The sequence below is a fragment of the Nocardiopsis sp. LDBS0036 genome, from assembly GCF_041228755.1.
GTDB classification, from domain to species: Bacteria; Actinomycetota; Actinomycetes; order Streptosporangiales; family Streptosporangiaceae; genus Nocardiopsis; species Nocardiopsis dassonvillei.
This window is the reverse complement of record NZ_CP141103.1, coordinates 5,945,731-5,958,127: the sequence shown is the minus strand read 5'-3', so window position 1 is coordinate 5,958,127 and position 12,397 is coordinate 5,945,731. Positions and strand designations below refer to the sequence as shown.

The 12,397-nt window shown below is 73.2% G+C and carries 11 protein-coding genes; 5 read left to right on the top strand and 6 right to left on the bottom strand.

From position 1 onward, the window contains the following. Nucleotides 1–220: 220 nt before the first annotated feature. The 4 genes from pucL (at nt 221) to alc (ending at nt 5,305) form a co-directional block, all read left to right on the top strand. On the top strand, nt 221–1,117 hold the full coding sequence (gene pucL, locus UIS43_RS25335; RefSeq protein WP_013151770.1) for a factor-independent urate hydroxylase: 897 nt from the start codon (nt 221–223) through the stop codon (nt 1,115–1,117). Nucleotides 1,118–1,545: 428 nt separating this feature from the next. Continuing rightward, nucleotides 1,546–3,054: a nucleobase:cation symporter-2 family protein gene (locus tag UIS43_RS25330; RefSeq protein WP_013151769.1), complete on the top strand. Its 1,509-nt coding sequence runs from the start codon at nt 1,546–1,548 to the stop codon at nt 3,052–3,054. A 108-nt stretch (nt 3,055–3,162) separates the two neighbouring features. Continuing rightward, nucleotides 3,163–4,089 carry a LysR family transcriptional regulator gene (locus UIS43_RS25325; protein WP_013151768.1) on the top strand — a complete coding sequence of 309 codons (927 nt, stop codon included), beginning with the start codon at nt 3,163–3,165 and terminating at the stop codon, nt 4,087–4,089. Between the two features lie 88 nt (nt 4,090–4,177). Beyond that, nucleotides 4,178–5,305: an allantoicase gene (gene alc, locus UIS43_RS25320; protein WP_013151767.1), complete on the top strand. Its 1,128-nt coding sequence runs from the start codon at nt 4,178–4,180 to the stop codon at nt 5,303–5,305. 60 nt (nt 5,306–5,365) lie between these two features. Here alc and allB read toward each other — a convergent pair whose 3' ends face one another. Then, complete coding sequence (gene allB, locus UIS43_RS25315) at nt 5,366–6,715, bottom strand: allantoinase AllB (RefSeq protein WP_071621570.1); 1,350 nt, start codon at nt 6,713–6,715, stop codon at nt 5,366–5,368. A 5-nt stretch (nt 6,716–6,720) separates the two neighbouring features. Continuing rightward, nucleotides 6,721–8,025 (bottom strand): aldolase, encoded by a 1,305-nt coding sequence (locus tag UIS43_RS25310; RefSeq protein WP_013151765.1) that lies wholly within the window; start codon nt 8,023–8,025, stop codon nt 6,721–6,723. 285 nt (nt 8,026–8,310) lie between these two features. Between UIS43_RS25310 and UIS43_RS25305 the strand changes: the two genes are divergently transcribed. Further along, nucleotides 8,311–9,045 (top strand): IclR family transcriptional regulator, encoded by a 735-nt coding sequence (locus tag UIS43_RS25305; RefSeq protein WP_019606907.1) that lies wholly within the window; start codon nt 8,311–8,313, stop codon nt 9,043–9,045. 135 nt (nt 9,046–9,180) lie between these two features. On the opposite strand, the gene era is transcribed toward UIS43_RS25305, so the two are convergent. Genes era through ybeY form a run of 4 tightly spaced genes read right to left on the bottom strand, consistent with a single transcriptional unit; the run spans nt 9,181 to nt 12,382 of the window. Then, on the bottom strand, nt 9,181–10,149 hold the full coding sequence (era, locus tag UIS43_RS25300) for a GTPase Era (protein WP_013151763.1): 969 nt from the start codon (nt 10,147–10,149) through the stop codon (nt 9,181–9,183). 9 nt (nt 10,150–10,158) lie between these two features. Then, entirely contained in the window at nt 10,159–10,503 is a 345-nt protein-coding gene (locus tag UIS43_RS25295) for a hypothetical protein (RefSeq protein WP_013151762.1), read from the bottom strand. Next, a complete protein-coding gene (locus UIS43_RS25290) occupies nt 10,500–11,897 on the bottom strand; it encodes a hemolysin family protein (RefSeq protein ID WP_013151761.1) in 1,398 nt (465 codons plus the stop codon). Before UIS43_RS25290 ends, UIS43_RS25295 begins: the two co-directional genes overlap by 4 nt. After that, nucleotides 11,894–12,382 (bottom strand): rRNA maturation RNase YbeY, encoded by a 489-nt coding sequence (gene ybeY, locus UIS43_RS25285; RefSeq protein WP_013151760.1) that lies wholly within the window; start codon nt 12,380–12,382, stop codon nt 11,894–11,896. Before ybeY ends, UIS43_RS25290 begins: the two co-directional genes overlap by 4 nt. Nucleotides 12,383–12,397 lie beyond the last annotated feature (15 nt).

Sequence of the window (12,397 nt, the reverse complement as noted above, 5' to 3'; positions counted from 1 at the left end):
CGCGCCCTCCCCCTGGGCACCACCCACACAGACCACCGCGGCGGCACGGCCGACCGGGAAGGGAGCGGCGGGCAGGAGATCCTCGCTGGCCAGGGCAAACCTGAATCTTCGAGTGCGCGACAGGTCCTTCCGCACGACCACAGCGGTCCTCCCTCGTAGCACTTGCGCCACGGCGCGAACGATGACGACTTCACGCATCACACGGATGGAGTTCACCCTGATGGGCATCCGACTCGGAGACAACCAGTACGGCAAGGCCGAGGTCCGCCTCGTCCACGTCAACCGCGACACCGACGTCCACCGGATCAAGGACGTCAACGTCACCTCCCAGCTGCGCGGAGAGCTGGAGACGGTGCACACCCTCGGCGACAACAGCACCTGCCTGCCGACCGACACCCAGAAGAACACCGTCTACGCCAAGGCCCGCGAGTGGGGCGGCGTCGGCGCCGTCGAGGACTTCGCCCTGCGTCTGGCCCGCCACTTCGTGGACGAGCACGAGTACGTGCACGGGGCCCGCCAGGAGGTGCACGAGTACTCCTGGGAGCGGATCCAGACCTCCTCCGGCCCGCACGACCACGCGTTCTCGCGCAAGGGCGCCGAGACCCGCACCACCGTCGTCACCAAGACGGGCGACCGGGAGTGGGTGGTCTCCGGCTTCGAGGGCCTGTCCGTGCTCAAGTCCACCGGCTCGGAGTTCCACGGCTACCCCAAGACCAGGTACACGACGCTGCCCGAGACCACCGACCGGATCCTGGCCACCGACGTCACCGCCCGCTGGCGCTACGTGGGCGTGGAGCACGACTTCGACAGCACCTACTCCTCGGTCCGCGCCCTGTGCCTGGACGCCTTCGCCCGGACCCACAGCCTGGCGCTGCAGCAGACCCTCTACGAGATGGGCAGGGCCGTCCTGGAGGCGCACCCGGAGATCGCCGAGATCCGCTTCTCCATGCCCAACAACCACCACTTCCTGGTGGACCTGTCCCCGTTCGGCCTGGACAACCCGAACGAGGTCTTCTTCGCCGCCGACCGCCCCTACGGCAAGATCGAGGCCACCGTGGAGCGCGACGACGCCCCCGGGCCCGGCGACGCCTGGAAGACCGTCCCCGGCTTCGTCTAGAGGCCTCCCCTCCCCGGGACGCCGCCGCACCCCGCCCTCCCGTCCCCGGGCGGCCCGCGACCGTCCCGCGCGTCCGGACGCGCCGAGAGGACCTCGGTGCCCGGACGGCGCCCCCTACGGACAAGCCCTGCCCCGCCCCGTGTCCGGGCGCTCCCCGGTGGGCGCTCCGGCAGGTGCCCCGCGGGCGGGACCGCCCTCTCCTCGCGGTCCCGTCCGCGGCCCCGGCTTCCCGCCGGGCACGCGCACCGACACCCCCGTGACCCGCGCGCACAGCCGTGCCACGGGCCCTGGCCCGCCGCGGCGGGCCCTCCCCCGGCCCCGGCGCCCCCTGACGGGGGTGTCGGGCCGGTGCGACACCACCGGGCCCCGTGCCCGAGAGTTCGGCCCCCTCCGGGGTGGCCGCCGATCGCAAAGGCTGGAAACTGGCCATGTCGAACAGTCCGTCCGCGAAGGACTCGGCCACAACGAACGCCGCCTCCTCCCCCCGCCCCGAGGACGAGAAGCTGCCCGCGCGGCTGCTCCTGGTCTACGGGCTCCAGCACATCCTCACCATGTACGCCGGCGCGGTGGCGCCGGCCCTCGTCATCGGCGCCGCCGCCGGGCTCGCGAACGACCCCGCCGCCATGGGCATCCTCGTCAGCGGCGCGCTCCTCGTGGCGGGGTTCGCCACCCTCATGCAGACCGTGGGCCACCGGCGCGTCGGCGCGCAGATGCCGATCGTGGTGGCCTGCTCCTTCGTCCCCGTCAGCGCCATCACCTCCCTGGCCGCGGGGCAGGACGGCGAGAACCTGCCCGTGGCCTTCGGCGCCTCGCTCGCCGCCGGAGTCTTCGCCCTGGCGCTGACGCCGTTCTTCGGGCAGCTGATCCGCTTCTTCCCCCCGATCGTCACGGGCACCATCATCACCGTCATCGGCGTCAGCCTCATGCCGGTGGCGGCGCGGTGGATCATGGACGGCGGCGCCCGCACCCTGGAGGACGGCTCCACGGTCCCGGCCGCGCCCCTGGCCAACCTCGGACTGGCCGGGCTCACCCTCGGGGTGATCGTGCTCGGCTCCCGGGTCCTCCCCGGCATCTGGGGGCGGCTGTCCATCCTCCTGGGCCTGGTCGTGGGCACCCTGGTCGCCGTCCCCCTGGGCATGGCCGACTTCAGCCGGGTGGGCGAGGCCGACATCGTGTTCGACCCGACCTCGCTGTTCTACTTCGGCGCGCCCCGGTTCGAGGTCGCCGCGGTCGTCACCATGTGCGTCATCATGCTCGTGGTCCTGACCGAGGGGGCCTCGCACATCATCGCGGTCGGGGAGATCACCGGCTCGAAGGTGGACGCCAAGCGCATCTCGGCGGGCCTGCGCGCCGACGTGAGCGGGTCGATCATCGGGCCGGTCTTCAGCGCCACCCCCACCAGCTCCTTCGCGCAGAACATCGGACTGCTGGCCCTGACCAAGGTGCGCAGCCGCTACGTGGTGGCCACCGGCGCGGGCATCCTCGTCGCGCTGGGGATGTTCCCGGTGCTGGGCGGCGCCATGGCGGCCATCCCCACGCCCGTGCTCGGCGGCGCGGGCCTGGTGCTGTTCGGCAGCGTGGCCGCCAGCGGCGTCAAGACCCTGGCCAAGGTGGACTTCACCAACAACCTCAACCTGGTGCTGGTGGCCGCCTCCGTGGGCGTGGCGGTCATCCCGCTGGCCTACCCGACCTTCTACGCGTTCCTGCCCGAGTCGGTGGAGCTGGTCGCGCACTCGGGCATCATCGGCGCGGCCGTCGTGGCGATCGTGCTCAACGTGTGCTTCAACGTGATCGGACGCGGGAGCTCCGCCGCCCCGGCCGAGATCGACGCCGAGGAGATCGGCAGCGCCGGTCCCGGGGAGGCCAAGTACACCGACCAGGCCCGGGAGGCCTACCGCGACGGGGGCGCCGAGCCCCTGGACAAGCCCCGGGCGTGACCGCCGACGGGGCGGGGGCCCCGCCTCCCGCCCCCGGAGCCGGTGTCCGCGGAATCCCCGCGGACACCGGCGTTCCGTTCAGGGCGGCTGAATGGTATCCCTGACAGGATGACCGACTGGGATCTTCGCAAACTCCGCGTCCTGCGCGCCCTGGAGGAGTTCGGGACCGTCCGGGCCACGGCGGAGGCCCTGTGCATGACCCCCTCCGCCGTGTCCCAGCAGCTGTCCTCCCTCTCCCAGCAGGTGGGGGTCGCCCTGCTGGAGGCGCACGGGCGGCGGGTCCGCCTCACCGACGCCGCGCACGCCCTGCTGCGCCACACCGACATCGTCCTGGCCCAGCTGGAGCGGGCCGAGGCCGAACTGGAGGGCTTCGCCCGGGGCGAGGCCGGGCACGTGCGCGTGGGCGCCTTCGCCACCGCCATCCCCAGCCTCGTGGTGCCCGCGCTGGGCGCCCTGCGGCGCGCCCACCCCGGCCTGACCACGCGGGTGCACCAGGCCGAGGCGGCCGAGGTCTACGACCTGTTGTCGGCGGGCGAGATCGACGTCGGCCTGTCCCTGGCCGCCCAGGCCCCCACCGGCCACGACGGCCGCTACGACCGGCGCGAGCTGCTCACCGACCCCCTGGACGCGGCCCTGCCCGCCCACCACCGCCTGGCCGACGCCCGCGCCCTGCGCCTGCGCGACCTGGCCGGGGAACCGTGGATCTACGGGGCCTCGGGCCCCTGGCGCGACATCACCGTCGCCTCGTGCGCGCAGGCGGGGTTCGTCCCCGAGCAGGCGCACGTGGCCTCCGACTGGAGGGCCATCCTGGACATGGTGGCGGCGGGCATGGGCGTCGCGCTGGTCCCCCGGCTGGCCGCCGCGGACGACACCCCCGGGGTCAGCCTGCGGGTGCTGCGCTCCGACCAGCCCCGCCGCCACGTGGTCTCCGCCGTGCGCTCCGGGGCGGGCGGGCGCCCCCAGGTCGCGGTGGTGCTGCGCGCCCTGGCCGACACCGCCGCGGACCTGGGCGGCCCTTCTGTTCAGTTCAACTGAACAGAATGATCAGAAACTTTCGCTGGAAGTAATCGTTTTCTCTTGGGACTCTGGACATGTCCGACACGTCCACTTTTTCGGGAGAAACATGAGCGGGGCCCAGCCCACCGATCCACGTGCCTACAACGCCCGGCCCTACGCGGGCGGCGACCCCTACGCCGACTACCGGGACACCGACCTCGACTTCTCGGCCCTGGTCGACCTGGCCGACCGGCGCCTGGGCGCCGGGGTCGTGGCGGCCAACGACGAGTTCTTCGCCCAGCGCGAGAACCTGCTGCTGCCCGGACCGGCCGTGTTCGACCCGCACGCCTTCGGGCACAAGGGCAAGGTGATGGACGGCTGGGAGACCCGCAGACGCCGCGGCGTGAGCGGCGACCAGCCCCACCCCGCGGCCGACGACCACGACTGGGCCCTGGTCCGCCTCGGCCTGCCCGGCCTGGTGCGCGGCGTGGTGGTGGACACCGCGCACTTCCGCGGCAACCACCCCCGCGAGGTCAGCGTCGAGGCCGTCCACCTGGAGGGCACCCCCACCACGGACGAGCTGCTCAAGGCGGAGTGGACCGAGATCGTCCCCCGCGCCTTCGTGTACGGGCACGCCGCCAACGCCTTCGAGGTGGAGGCACGGCGCCGGTGGACCCACCTGCGCCTCAAGCAGTTCCCCGACGGCGGCGTGGCCCGCCTGCGCGTGTACGGAGAGCCCGTGCCCGACCCCGACTGGCTCACCGCCCTGGGCGGCTTCGACGTGGCCGCCCTGGTCAACGGCGGCATGGTCGAGGACGCCTCGGACCGCTTCTACTCCTCGCCGGACAACATCATCGCCCCCGGCCGCTCGCAGAAGATGGACGACGGCTGGGAGAACCGGCGCCGCCGCGACAGCGAGCACGACTGGGTGCGCTTCCGCCTCACCGCCCAGGCCACCGTCCGCGCCCTGGAGCTGGACACCGCCTACCTCAAGGGCAACGCGGCGGGCTGGGTGGCGGTCCTGGGACGCGACGCGCACTCCGACGCCCCCGACGCGTGGTTCGAGATCGTCCCCCGCACACGGCTGGAGCCCGACAGCGCCCACCGTTTCGTCCTGGACACCCCGGTCACCGCCACCCACGTGCGCACCGACGTGTACCCCGACGGCGGCATCGCGCGCCTCAACGTCTTCGGCTCCCTGACCGGGGCCGGGGCCGACCACCTCCGCGACCGCTGGAGCGAGCTGCGGGGCTGACCCCCTCGCGAACGACCGGGCCGCCGCCGGGATCACCCCGGCGGCGGCCCGTCGCCGTTCCTACCCGCGGACGAGCATCCGCCCGGCCCTGTCCCCGGGCCCCACGTCCCGACCGCGCAGGACGGTGCGGCGCACCCGCCCGAGCAGTTCGGCCCCGTCGTAGGGGCTCACCGGGTTGCGGTGCTCCAGCGCGCGCACGTCCACCCGGAAGGACTCCTCCGGGGCGACCACGGCGAAGTCGGCGTCGGCGCCCTCGGCGATGGCGCCCTTGCCGCGCAGTCCGGCCACCCGCGCGGGCCCGGACGACATCCACCGCACCACGTCCGCCAGGGATCCGCCACGGCGGCGGGCCTCGGTCCACACCGCGGAGAAGCCCACCTGGAGGCCGGACACCCCGCCCCACGCGGTGCCGAAGTCGCCGGTGTCCAGATCCTTGAGGTCGGGGGTGCTGGGCGAGTGGTCGCTGACCACGCAGTCGATCAGCCCGTCGGCCAGCGCGCGCCACAGCAGGTCGCGGTTGGCCGCGTCCCGGATGGGCGGGCAGCACTTGTACTGGGTGGCCCCCGCGGGCACGCCCTCGGCCTCCAGGGTGAGGTAGTGCGGGCAGGTCTCCACCGTCAGCGGCACGCCCTCGGCCCTGGCCCGGGCGATCAGCGGCAGGGCGGAGGCGCTGGACAGGTGCAGCACGTGCGCGTGGGTGCCGGTGGCCCTGGCCACGTCGATCACCCGGGCGATCGCCTCGTTCTCGGCGGTGTCGGGCCGCGAGGCCAGGAAGGAGGCGTAGTCGCGCCCGGCCGCGGGCGGCGCCCCGTCCAGGACGCCGGGGTCCTCGGCGTGCACGATGAGCCGTCCGCCGAACTCCCCGATCGCCTCCGCGGCCGAGTACAGCTCCTCCTGGGACAGGTGGCCGAACTCCTCCACCCCCGACGGGGACAGGAACGCCTTGAACCCGAACACCCCGCGCTCCCAGAGCGCGGCGAGCTCCTTGGTGGCGCCGGAGCGGCTGTTCTCGGGGACCGCCCCGCCCCAGAAGCCCACGTCCACGGCGAGCTTGCCCTCGGCGGCGGCCTGCTTGGCGTCGAGCCCGGCGACGGTGGTGGTCGGCGGCACGCTGTTGAGCGGCATGTCCACCAGGGTCGTGATCCCGCCCAGGGCGGCGGCCCGCGTGGCGGTGGCGAAGCCCTCCCACTCGGTGCGCCCGGGCTCGTTGACGTGCACATGGGTGTCGACCAGGCCCGGCAGCAGCACCTCGTCCCCGGCCAGGGTGATCTCGCGGCGGGCGATGAGCGGCGCGGACTCCCCCTCCAGGACGTTGACCACGCGCCCGTCGCGCACCCCGACGGTGACGGGCCTCTCCCCCTCGGGGGTGAGGGCGCGGCGGGCGCGGACGGCGAGATCGTGCTGGGTCATCGGTTTCACTGCTCCTGTCCCACCCGCCGGCTGGCCAGGCCGACGAGTGTGCGGGTGTCGGTTCCGGCGGCGTCGGCCACCTCGGCCTCGTCCAGCGCCCCGCAGCGTACCCCGCTCACCAGGGCGGCGGCCAACGCCTGGGCGGTGGCGGGCTCGTCCAGCACGCCCCCGGCGACGGCGCCGAGGTAGGCGCGCAGGCGCGCGGCGGCGGGCGCGAAGGCCTCGCGGTAGAAGGCGTAGGTGGCCAGGTAGCGGGTGGGCAGCTGGTGCGGATGCAGGTCCCAGCCCTGGTAGAAGCCGCGCTCCAGGGAGCGTCGGACCAGGGAGGCGTGCAGACGCCAGGCGGCGCGCACCTCCTCGGCCGAGCCCACGGGCAGCACGTTGGTGGAGCCGTCGGAGAGCCACACCCCCGTTCCGGCGGCGGCCACCTGCATGACGGCCTTGGCGTGGTCGGCGACCGGGTGGGCCATGCTCTGGTAGGCGGCGGTGATCCCGCAGGCGGCGCTGTAGTCGTAGGTGCCGTAGTGCAGTGCGCTGACCCTGCCCTGGCCGGCGCCGATCATGCGGGCGACGGCCACCGTGCCGTCGGGGAGCAGGACCGACTGCGGGGTCTCGATCTGCAACTCGAAGCGCAGCCGCCCCTCGGGCAGCTCCAGGCGCCGCTCCAGCTCCTCGGTGAGCCAGACCATCGCCTCGACCTGCTCCACGGAGGTGATCTTGGGCAGGGTGAGCGCGAGCCCGTCCGGCAGCCCGCCCCGCTCCTCCAGGAGGGTGTGCAGGAACAGCGCGAGGCTGCGGGCGCCGCGGGCGCGTCCGGCGGCCTCCATGCCCTTCATCCGCACGCCCAGGACGGGCGGTGCCTGTCCGGCTTCCATGTCGGAGCACAGGGCGCGGGCGGCGGCGACGGTGTCGCTGTCCTCCTGGGCGTCGCCGCGGTCGCCGTAGCCGTCCTCCAGGTCCACGCGCAGGTCCTCGACCGGCTCGCGGACGAGCTTGTCGCGCAGGCGGGGCAGGACCCCGGCCACGGCGTCCTCGTCCACGCCGGTGGCGGCGGCCAGGGCCGCGGCGTCGGGCGCGTACTCGTCCAGACTGCGCAGGGCCGCCTCGCCCCACTCCCTGACCAGTCCGGCCCGGACGCGGTCCGCCGGAACGTAGACGGTGTGCACCGGCTGGCGTGCGCCGGAGGAGCCCGGGTAGTCGCGGACGAGCCGGGCGTCGGCGTCGGCCAGGCGGGCGTTCAGTCCGGCGGTGAGCACGTCCAGGCCGAGATCGGGTTCCCTGCGGCGGTTCTCGGACCGGTCCTGTTGCACGTGTATGTCCCCTCCCAGGCTAGTTTTTCCTATCGTGGATATTAACTTTTGCTATACGGAATAACAAGGGAGCCCGGGGTGTCCAAGATCCCGGGGCGCAGGTTCCCGGACCACCGGAACACCGTCGTTGCACGTGCTATAGAAGACAGTGAGCCGGAAACCGTCCTCCCCGCGCGGAGGCAGGACCCCGAACCCACGGCCCTCAGCATGGGAGCACGATCCTTGTCAGCCCCACAGACCTCTCTCCACCCTGACGAACAGGGCAAACGCGGACGCTCCGGCGGCGTGCAGTCCCTCGACCGCGCCTTCTCACTGCTGGAGATCATGGCCGAGGCGGGCGGCGAGACCTCGCTGAGCCAGCTGGCCGACTCCTCGGGGCTCCCCCTGCCGACCATCCACCGCATCATCCGCACCCTGGTCGGCAACGGTTACGTGCGCCAGCTGCCCTCCCGCCGCTACGCGCTGGGGCCCCGGCTGATCGGCCTGGGCGACAAGGCCTCGCAGATGCTGGGCACCTGGGCCCGACCGCATCTGGCGCAGCTGGTGGAGGACCTGGGCGAGACCGCCAACCTCGCCATGCTCGACGGCGACAAGGTCGTCTACGTCGCGCAGGTGCCCTCACAGCACTCCATGCGCATGTTCACCGAGGTGGGGCGCCGCGTGCTGCCGCACTCGGCGGGCGTGGGCAAGGCGCTGCTGTCCCAGCTCGACGACGAGGAGGTGCTGGCCACGGTCCGCCGCACCGGCATGCCCGCCGCCACCGACCGCACCATCACCGATCCCGACGCCTTCCTCGCGGAGCTGCGCCGGGTCCGCTCACAGGGCTTCGCCGTGGACGACGGCGAGCAGGAGGTCGGCGTGCGCTGCGTGGCGGTCCCCGTCGCGGGCGCGCCCTCGGGGATGGCCGTGTCGGTGTCGGGCCCCGAGGCCCGGGTGAGCTGGGAGTTCGTGGACCGCGCCGCCCCCATCGTGCGGCGCTGCGCCACCCTGTTGGCCACCGACCTCAACAACCAGACATGACGAACCGGGCCGGGGTCGCCCCGGCCCGGTCTGTTCACCGCGCTCCCGTGCCCACAGCCGGCGGCGCCCGCACCCCGCGAGGCCGCCGCGTGTCGGGGCCCGCGCACGGCACCGGCGGCCCCCGAGGTCAGCCCGTCAGGTGGGCTGGTCGAAGCCCAGCTTGCGCAGCTGCTTGGGGTCGCGCTGCCAGTCCTTGGCCACCCGCACCCGCAGGTCCAGGAACACCCGTCGGCCCAACAGGGCCTCGATCTGCTTGCGGGCCCGCGAACCCACGTCGCGCAGGCGCGAGCCCTTGGACCCGATCACGATCGCCTTCTGGCTGGAGCGCTCCACGTACAGCGACGCGTAGATGTCCACCAGCTCCTTGCCCGGGCGGGTGTTCTCGCGCTCGTACATCTCGTCCACGACCACCGCGATGGAGTGCGGCAGCTCGTCGCGCACACCCTCCAGGGCGGCCTCGCGCACCAGCTCCGCCACCAGCATCTCGTCCGGCTCGTCGGTGAGGTCGCCGTCCGGGTACAGCGGCGGCCCCTCCGGCAGGTGCGAGCACAGCACGTCGGTGACGGTCTCCAGCTGGAAGCCCCCCTGGGCCGAGACCGGGACGATGTCGGCCCAGTCGCCCAGCTCGTTCACCGCCATCAGGTGACGGCCCACGGCGTCCCGGTCCACCAGGTCGGTCTTGGTGACCAGGGCGACCACGGGGGTGTTGGTCTGCTCCGCCAGCTCCTTGGCGATGTAGGTGTCGCCCCGCCCGATCGGCTCGTTGGCGGGCAGGCAGAACGCGATCACGTCCACCTCGACCAGGGTGGACCGCACCAGCGAGTCCAACCGCTCACCCAGCAGGGTGCGCGGCTTGTGCAGGCCGGGCGTGTCCACGATGATCAGCTGCGCGTCGGGCCGGTGCACGATCCCGCGCACCGTGCGCCGCGTGGTCTGGGGCCGGTTGCTGGTGATCGCCACCTTCTGCCCGACCAGCGCGTTCATCAGGGTGGACTTGCCCACGTTGGGGCGGCCCACGAAGCACGCGAAACCGCTGCGGAAGCCCTCGGGGTGGGAGGGCATCTCCAGCGGTAGGCGCAGCTTCTCCAGGTCGAGCTCGTTCATGGGTCCTTCTCAGCTCCGGGTGATGCTCGCGGGCACCCCGTCGGGGGCCGCGATCACCACCACCTGGGTCTTCAGGTCTTCCGCCACCGCGCGGTCGTCCTCGGTCAGCTCCGCGGCCTCGGTGACCACCACGGCGGCCTCAAGCGCGGTGGCCTCACCGGAGACCGCCGCGGCCACGGCCGCCTGGAGCGCGGACAGCCGGAGCGAGGGCAGTGACACCGTCGTGGCCACGTACGTGCGCCCGGTCTCGTCGCGCACCGCCGCGCCCTCCGCCGCCGCGTTGCGGGCCCGGGAGGCCCGCGCGAGCGTGATGAGCTTGCCGTCCTCGGGGCCGAGCCCCGTCGTCTCCGTCACTGCTCCGTGCTCCTCACGTCGTCGTTGTCCTCCTCCGGCGCCCCTTCGGCGTCGGCGGGCAGGCGCTCCACCAGGACCGTGGTCATCCGGCTCCGGCGGCTGCTCTTGCCCTCGAGGGTCAGTCGGAGACCAGCGTATTCGGCCCGGTCCCCTCCCACGGGCACCCGGCCCAGGACGAACGCCACGAGTCCGCCGACGGTCTCCACGTCCGCCACGTCCAGGTCCCGGTCCGGGAACAGCTCGTCCAGCTCGCCCAGCGGCAGGCGGGCGGTCACCCGCACCCGGTCCGCGTCGAGCCAGGCCACCGGCGGGATCTCGTGGTCGTACTCGTCGGTGATCTCACCGACGATCTCCTCCACGATGTCCTCCAGGGTCACCAGGCCCGCCGTGCCGCCGTACTCGTCGATGGCCACCGCGACGTGGTTGCGCTGCTGCTGCATCTCGCGCAGCAGCTCGTCGATGGGCTTGGTGTCGGGGACGTAGTTCGCCTGGCGCATCACGTCGCCCGCGGTGAGCGGCACCTCGTCGTCGGTGCCCGCGGCCGCCGCCCAGCGGTCGCGCAGCTGGTACACCAGGTCCTTGAGGTAGACGATGCCGACCACGTCGTCCTCGTCCTCACCCGTCACCGGGATGCGCGAGTAACCGCTGGCCAGCGCCAGGGTCAGCACCGCGTCGGCGTCGGCCTCGCGGCTGGTGAACACGATGTCGGGGCGGGGCACCATCACCTCGCGCACGGGCGTGTCGTCGAGCTTGAACACCGAGTGGATCATCTGGCTCTCCTCGGGGTCGATGACCTCCCCCCGCTCGGCCAGGTCCACGAGCTGGCGCAGCTCCACCTCGGTGCTGAAGGGGCCCTCGCGGTCGCCCTTGGCGCGCGGGGTGAGCGCGCGACCCGCCCCCACGAACAGCTGGGCGATGGGGCCCACCACGACCTGGACCGGGTAGACCACCGCCGCGCTGGCGCGCGCGAAGGCCCCGGAGAACTGGCGGCCGAGGATGCGCGGCGCGATCGCGATCAGCACCGACTCCACCACGACCATCGCCGCGGCGGTCAACCCGAGTGCGGGCCAGCCGAGCCCCAGCAGGAACACCATGCCCACGGCGGCGGCCAGCACCGCGCACACCTCGCACACCACGCGCAGGAACAGCAGCACGTTGAGGTGGCGGGTGGGGTCCGCCGACACCCGCTCCCAGCGGCGCCCGGACTTGGCCACGCGCTCACCGGAACTCGCCTCGGGCAGGCCCACCGACATCACACGGGTGACGGCGACCTCCGCGGCCACCAGGAAGCCCGCGACGGCGGTCAGCACCAGGGCCACCGCGAACGCGCTGATCCACTCCACGGGCTCACCGGTGGTCAACGGGGCGATGTCAGGCCAGGCCGACGGAGTCATCGGGCGCTCTCATCCCCTTCGGCCCCGGCCGCCTCGCGCTCGCGCCAGGCCGCGAGGATCTCGCCCTGGAGACCGAACATCTCCTTGTGCTCCTCGGGCTCGGCGTGGTCGTAGCCCAGCAGGTGCAGGATGCCGTGCGTGCACAGCAGGTCGATCTCCGCCTCGGTGCCGTGCCCGGCCTTCTCCGCCTGGCGCTCGGCGACCTGCGGACAGATGATCACGTCCCCCAGGACGCCCGGCTCGCTCGTGCGGCCGGGGCCGCCGGGGCGCAGTTCGTCCATCGGGAAGGAGAGCACGTCGGTGGGGCCCGGCTCGTCCATCCACCGCACGTGCAGGTCGGCCATCGGCTCCTCGTCCACGAGCACGACGGACAGCTCGGCCAGCGGATGGACGCGCATGGCGTCGAGCACGTGACGGGCCAGACGGGAGAGCCTCTCCTCGTCCACGGTGGTGACGCCGGACTCGTTGGCGACGTCGATACTCATGGTTGCGGCTGCCTT

Coding starts and splice junctions, on each gene's coding strand:
- pucL (WP_013151770.1), top strand. CDS start 221: ATGGGCATCCGACTCGGAGACAACCAGTACGGCAAGGCCGAGGTCCGC.
- UIS43_RS25330 (WP_013151769.1), top strand. CDS start 1,546: ATGTCGAACAGTCCGTCCGCGAAGGACTCGGCCACAACGAACGCCGCC.
- UIS43_RS25325 (WP_013151768.1), top strand. CDS start 3,163: ATGACCGACTGGGATCTTCGCAAACTCCGCGTCCTGCGCGCCCTGGAG.
- alc (WP_013151767.1), top strand. CDS start 4,178: ATGAGCGGGGCCCAGCCCACCGATCCACGTGCCTACAACGCCCGGCCC.
- allB (WP_071621570.1), bottom strand. CDS start 6,715: ATGACCCAGCACGATCTCGCCGTCCGCGCCCGCCGCGCCCTCACCCCC.
- era (WP_013151763.1), bottom strand. CDS start 10,149: ATGAACGAGCTCGACCTGGAGAAGCTGCGCCTACCGCTGGAGATGCCC.
- UIS43_RS25290 (WP_013151761.1), bottom strand. CDS start 11,897: ATGACTCCGTCGGCCTGGCCTGACATCGCCCCGTTGACCACCGGTGAG.
- ybeY (WP_013151760.1), bottom strand. CDS start 12,382: ATGAGTATCGACGTCGCCAACGAGTCCGGCGTCACCACCGTGGACGAG.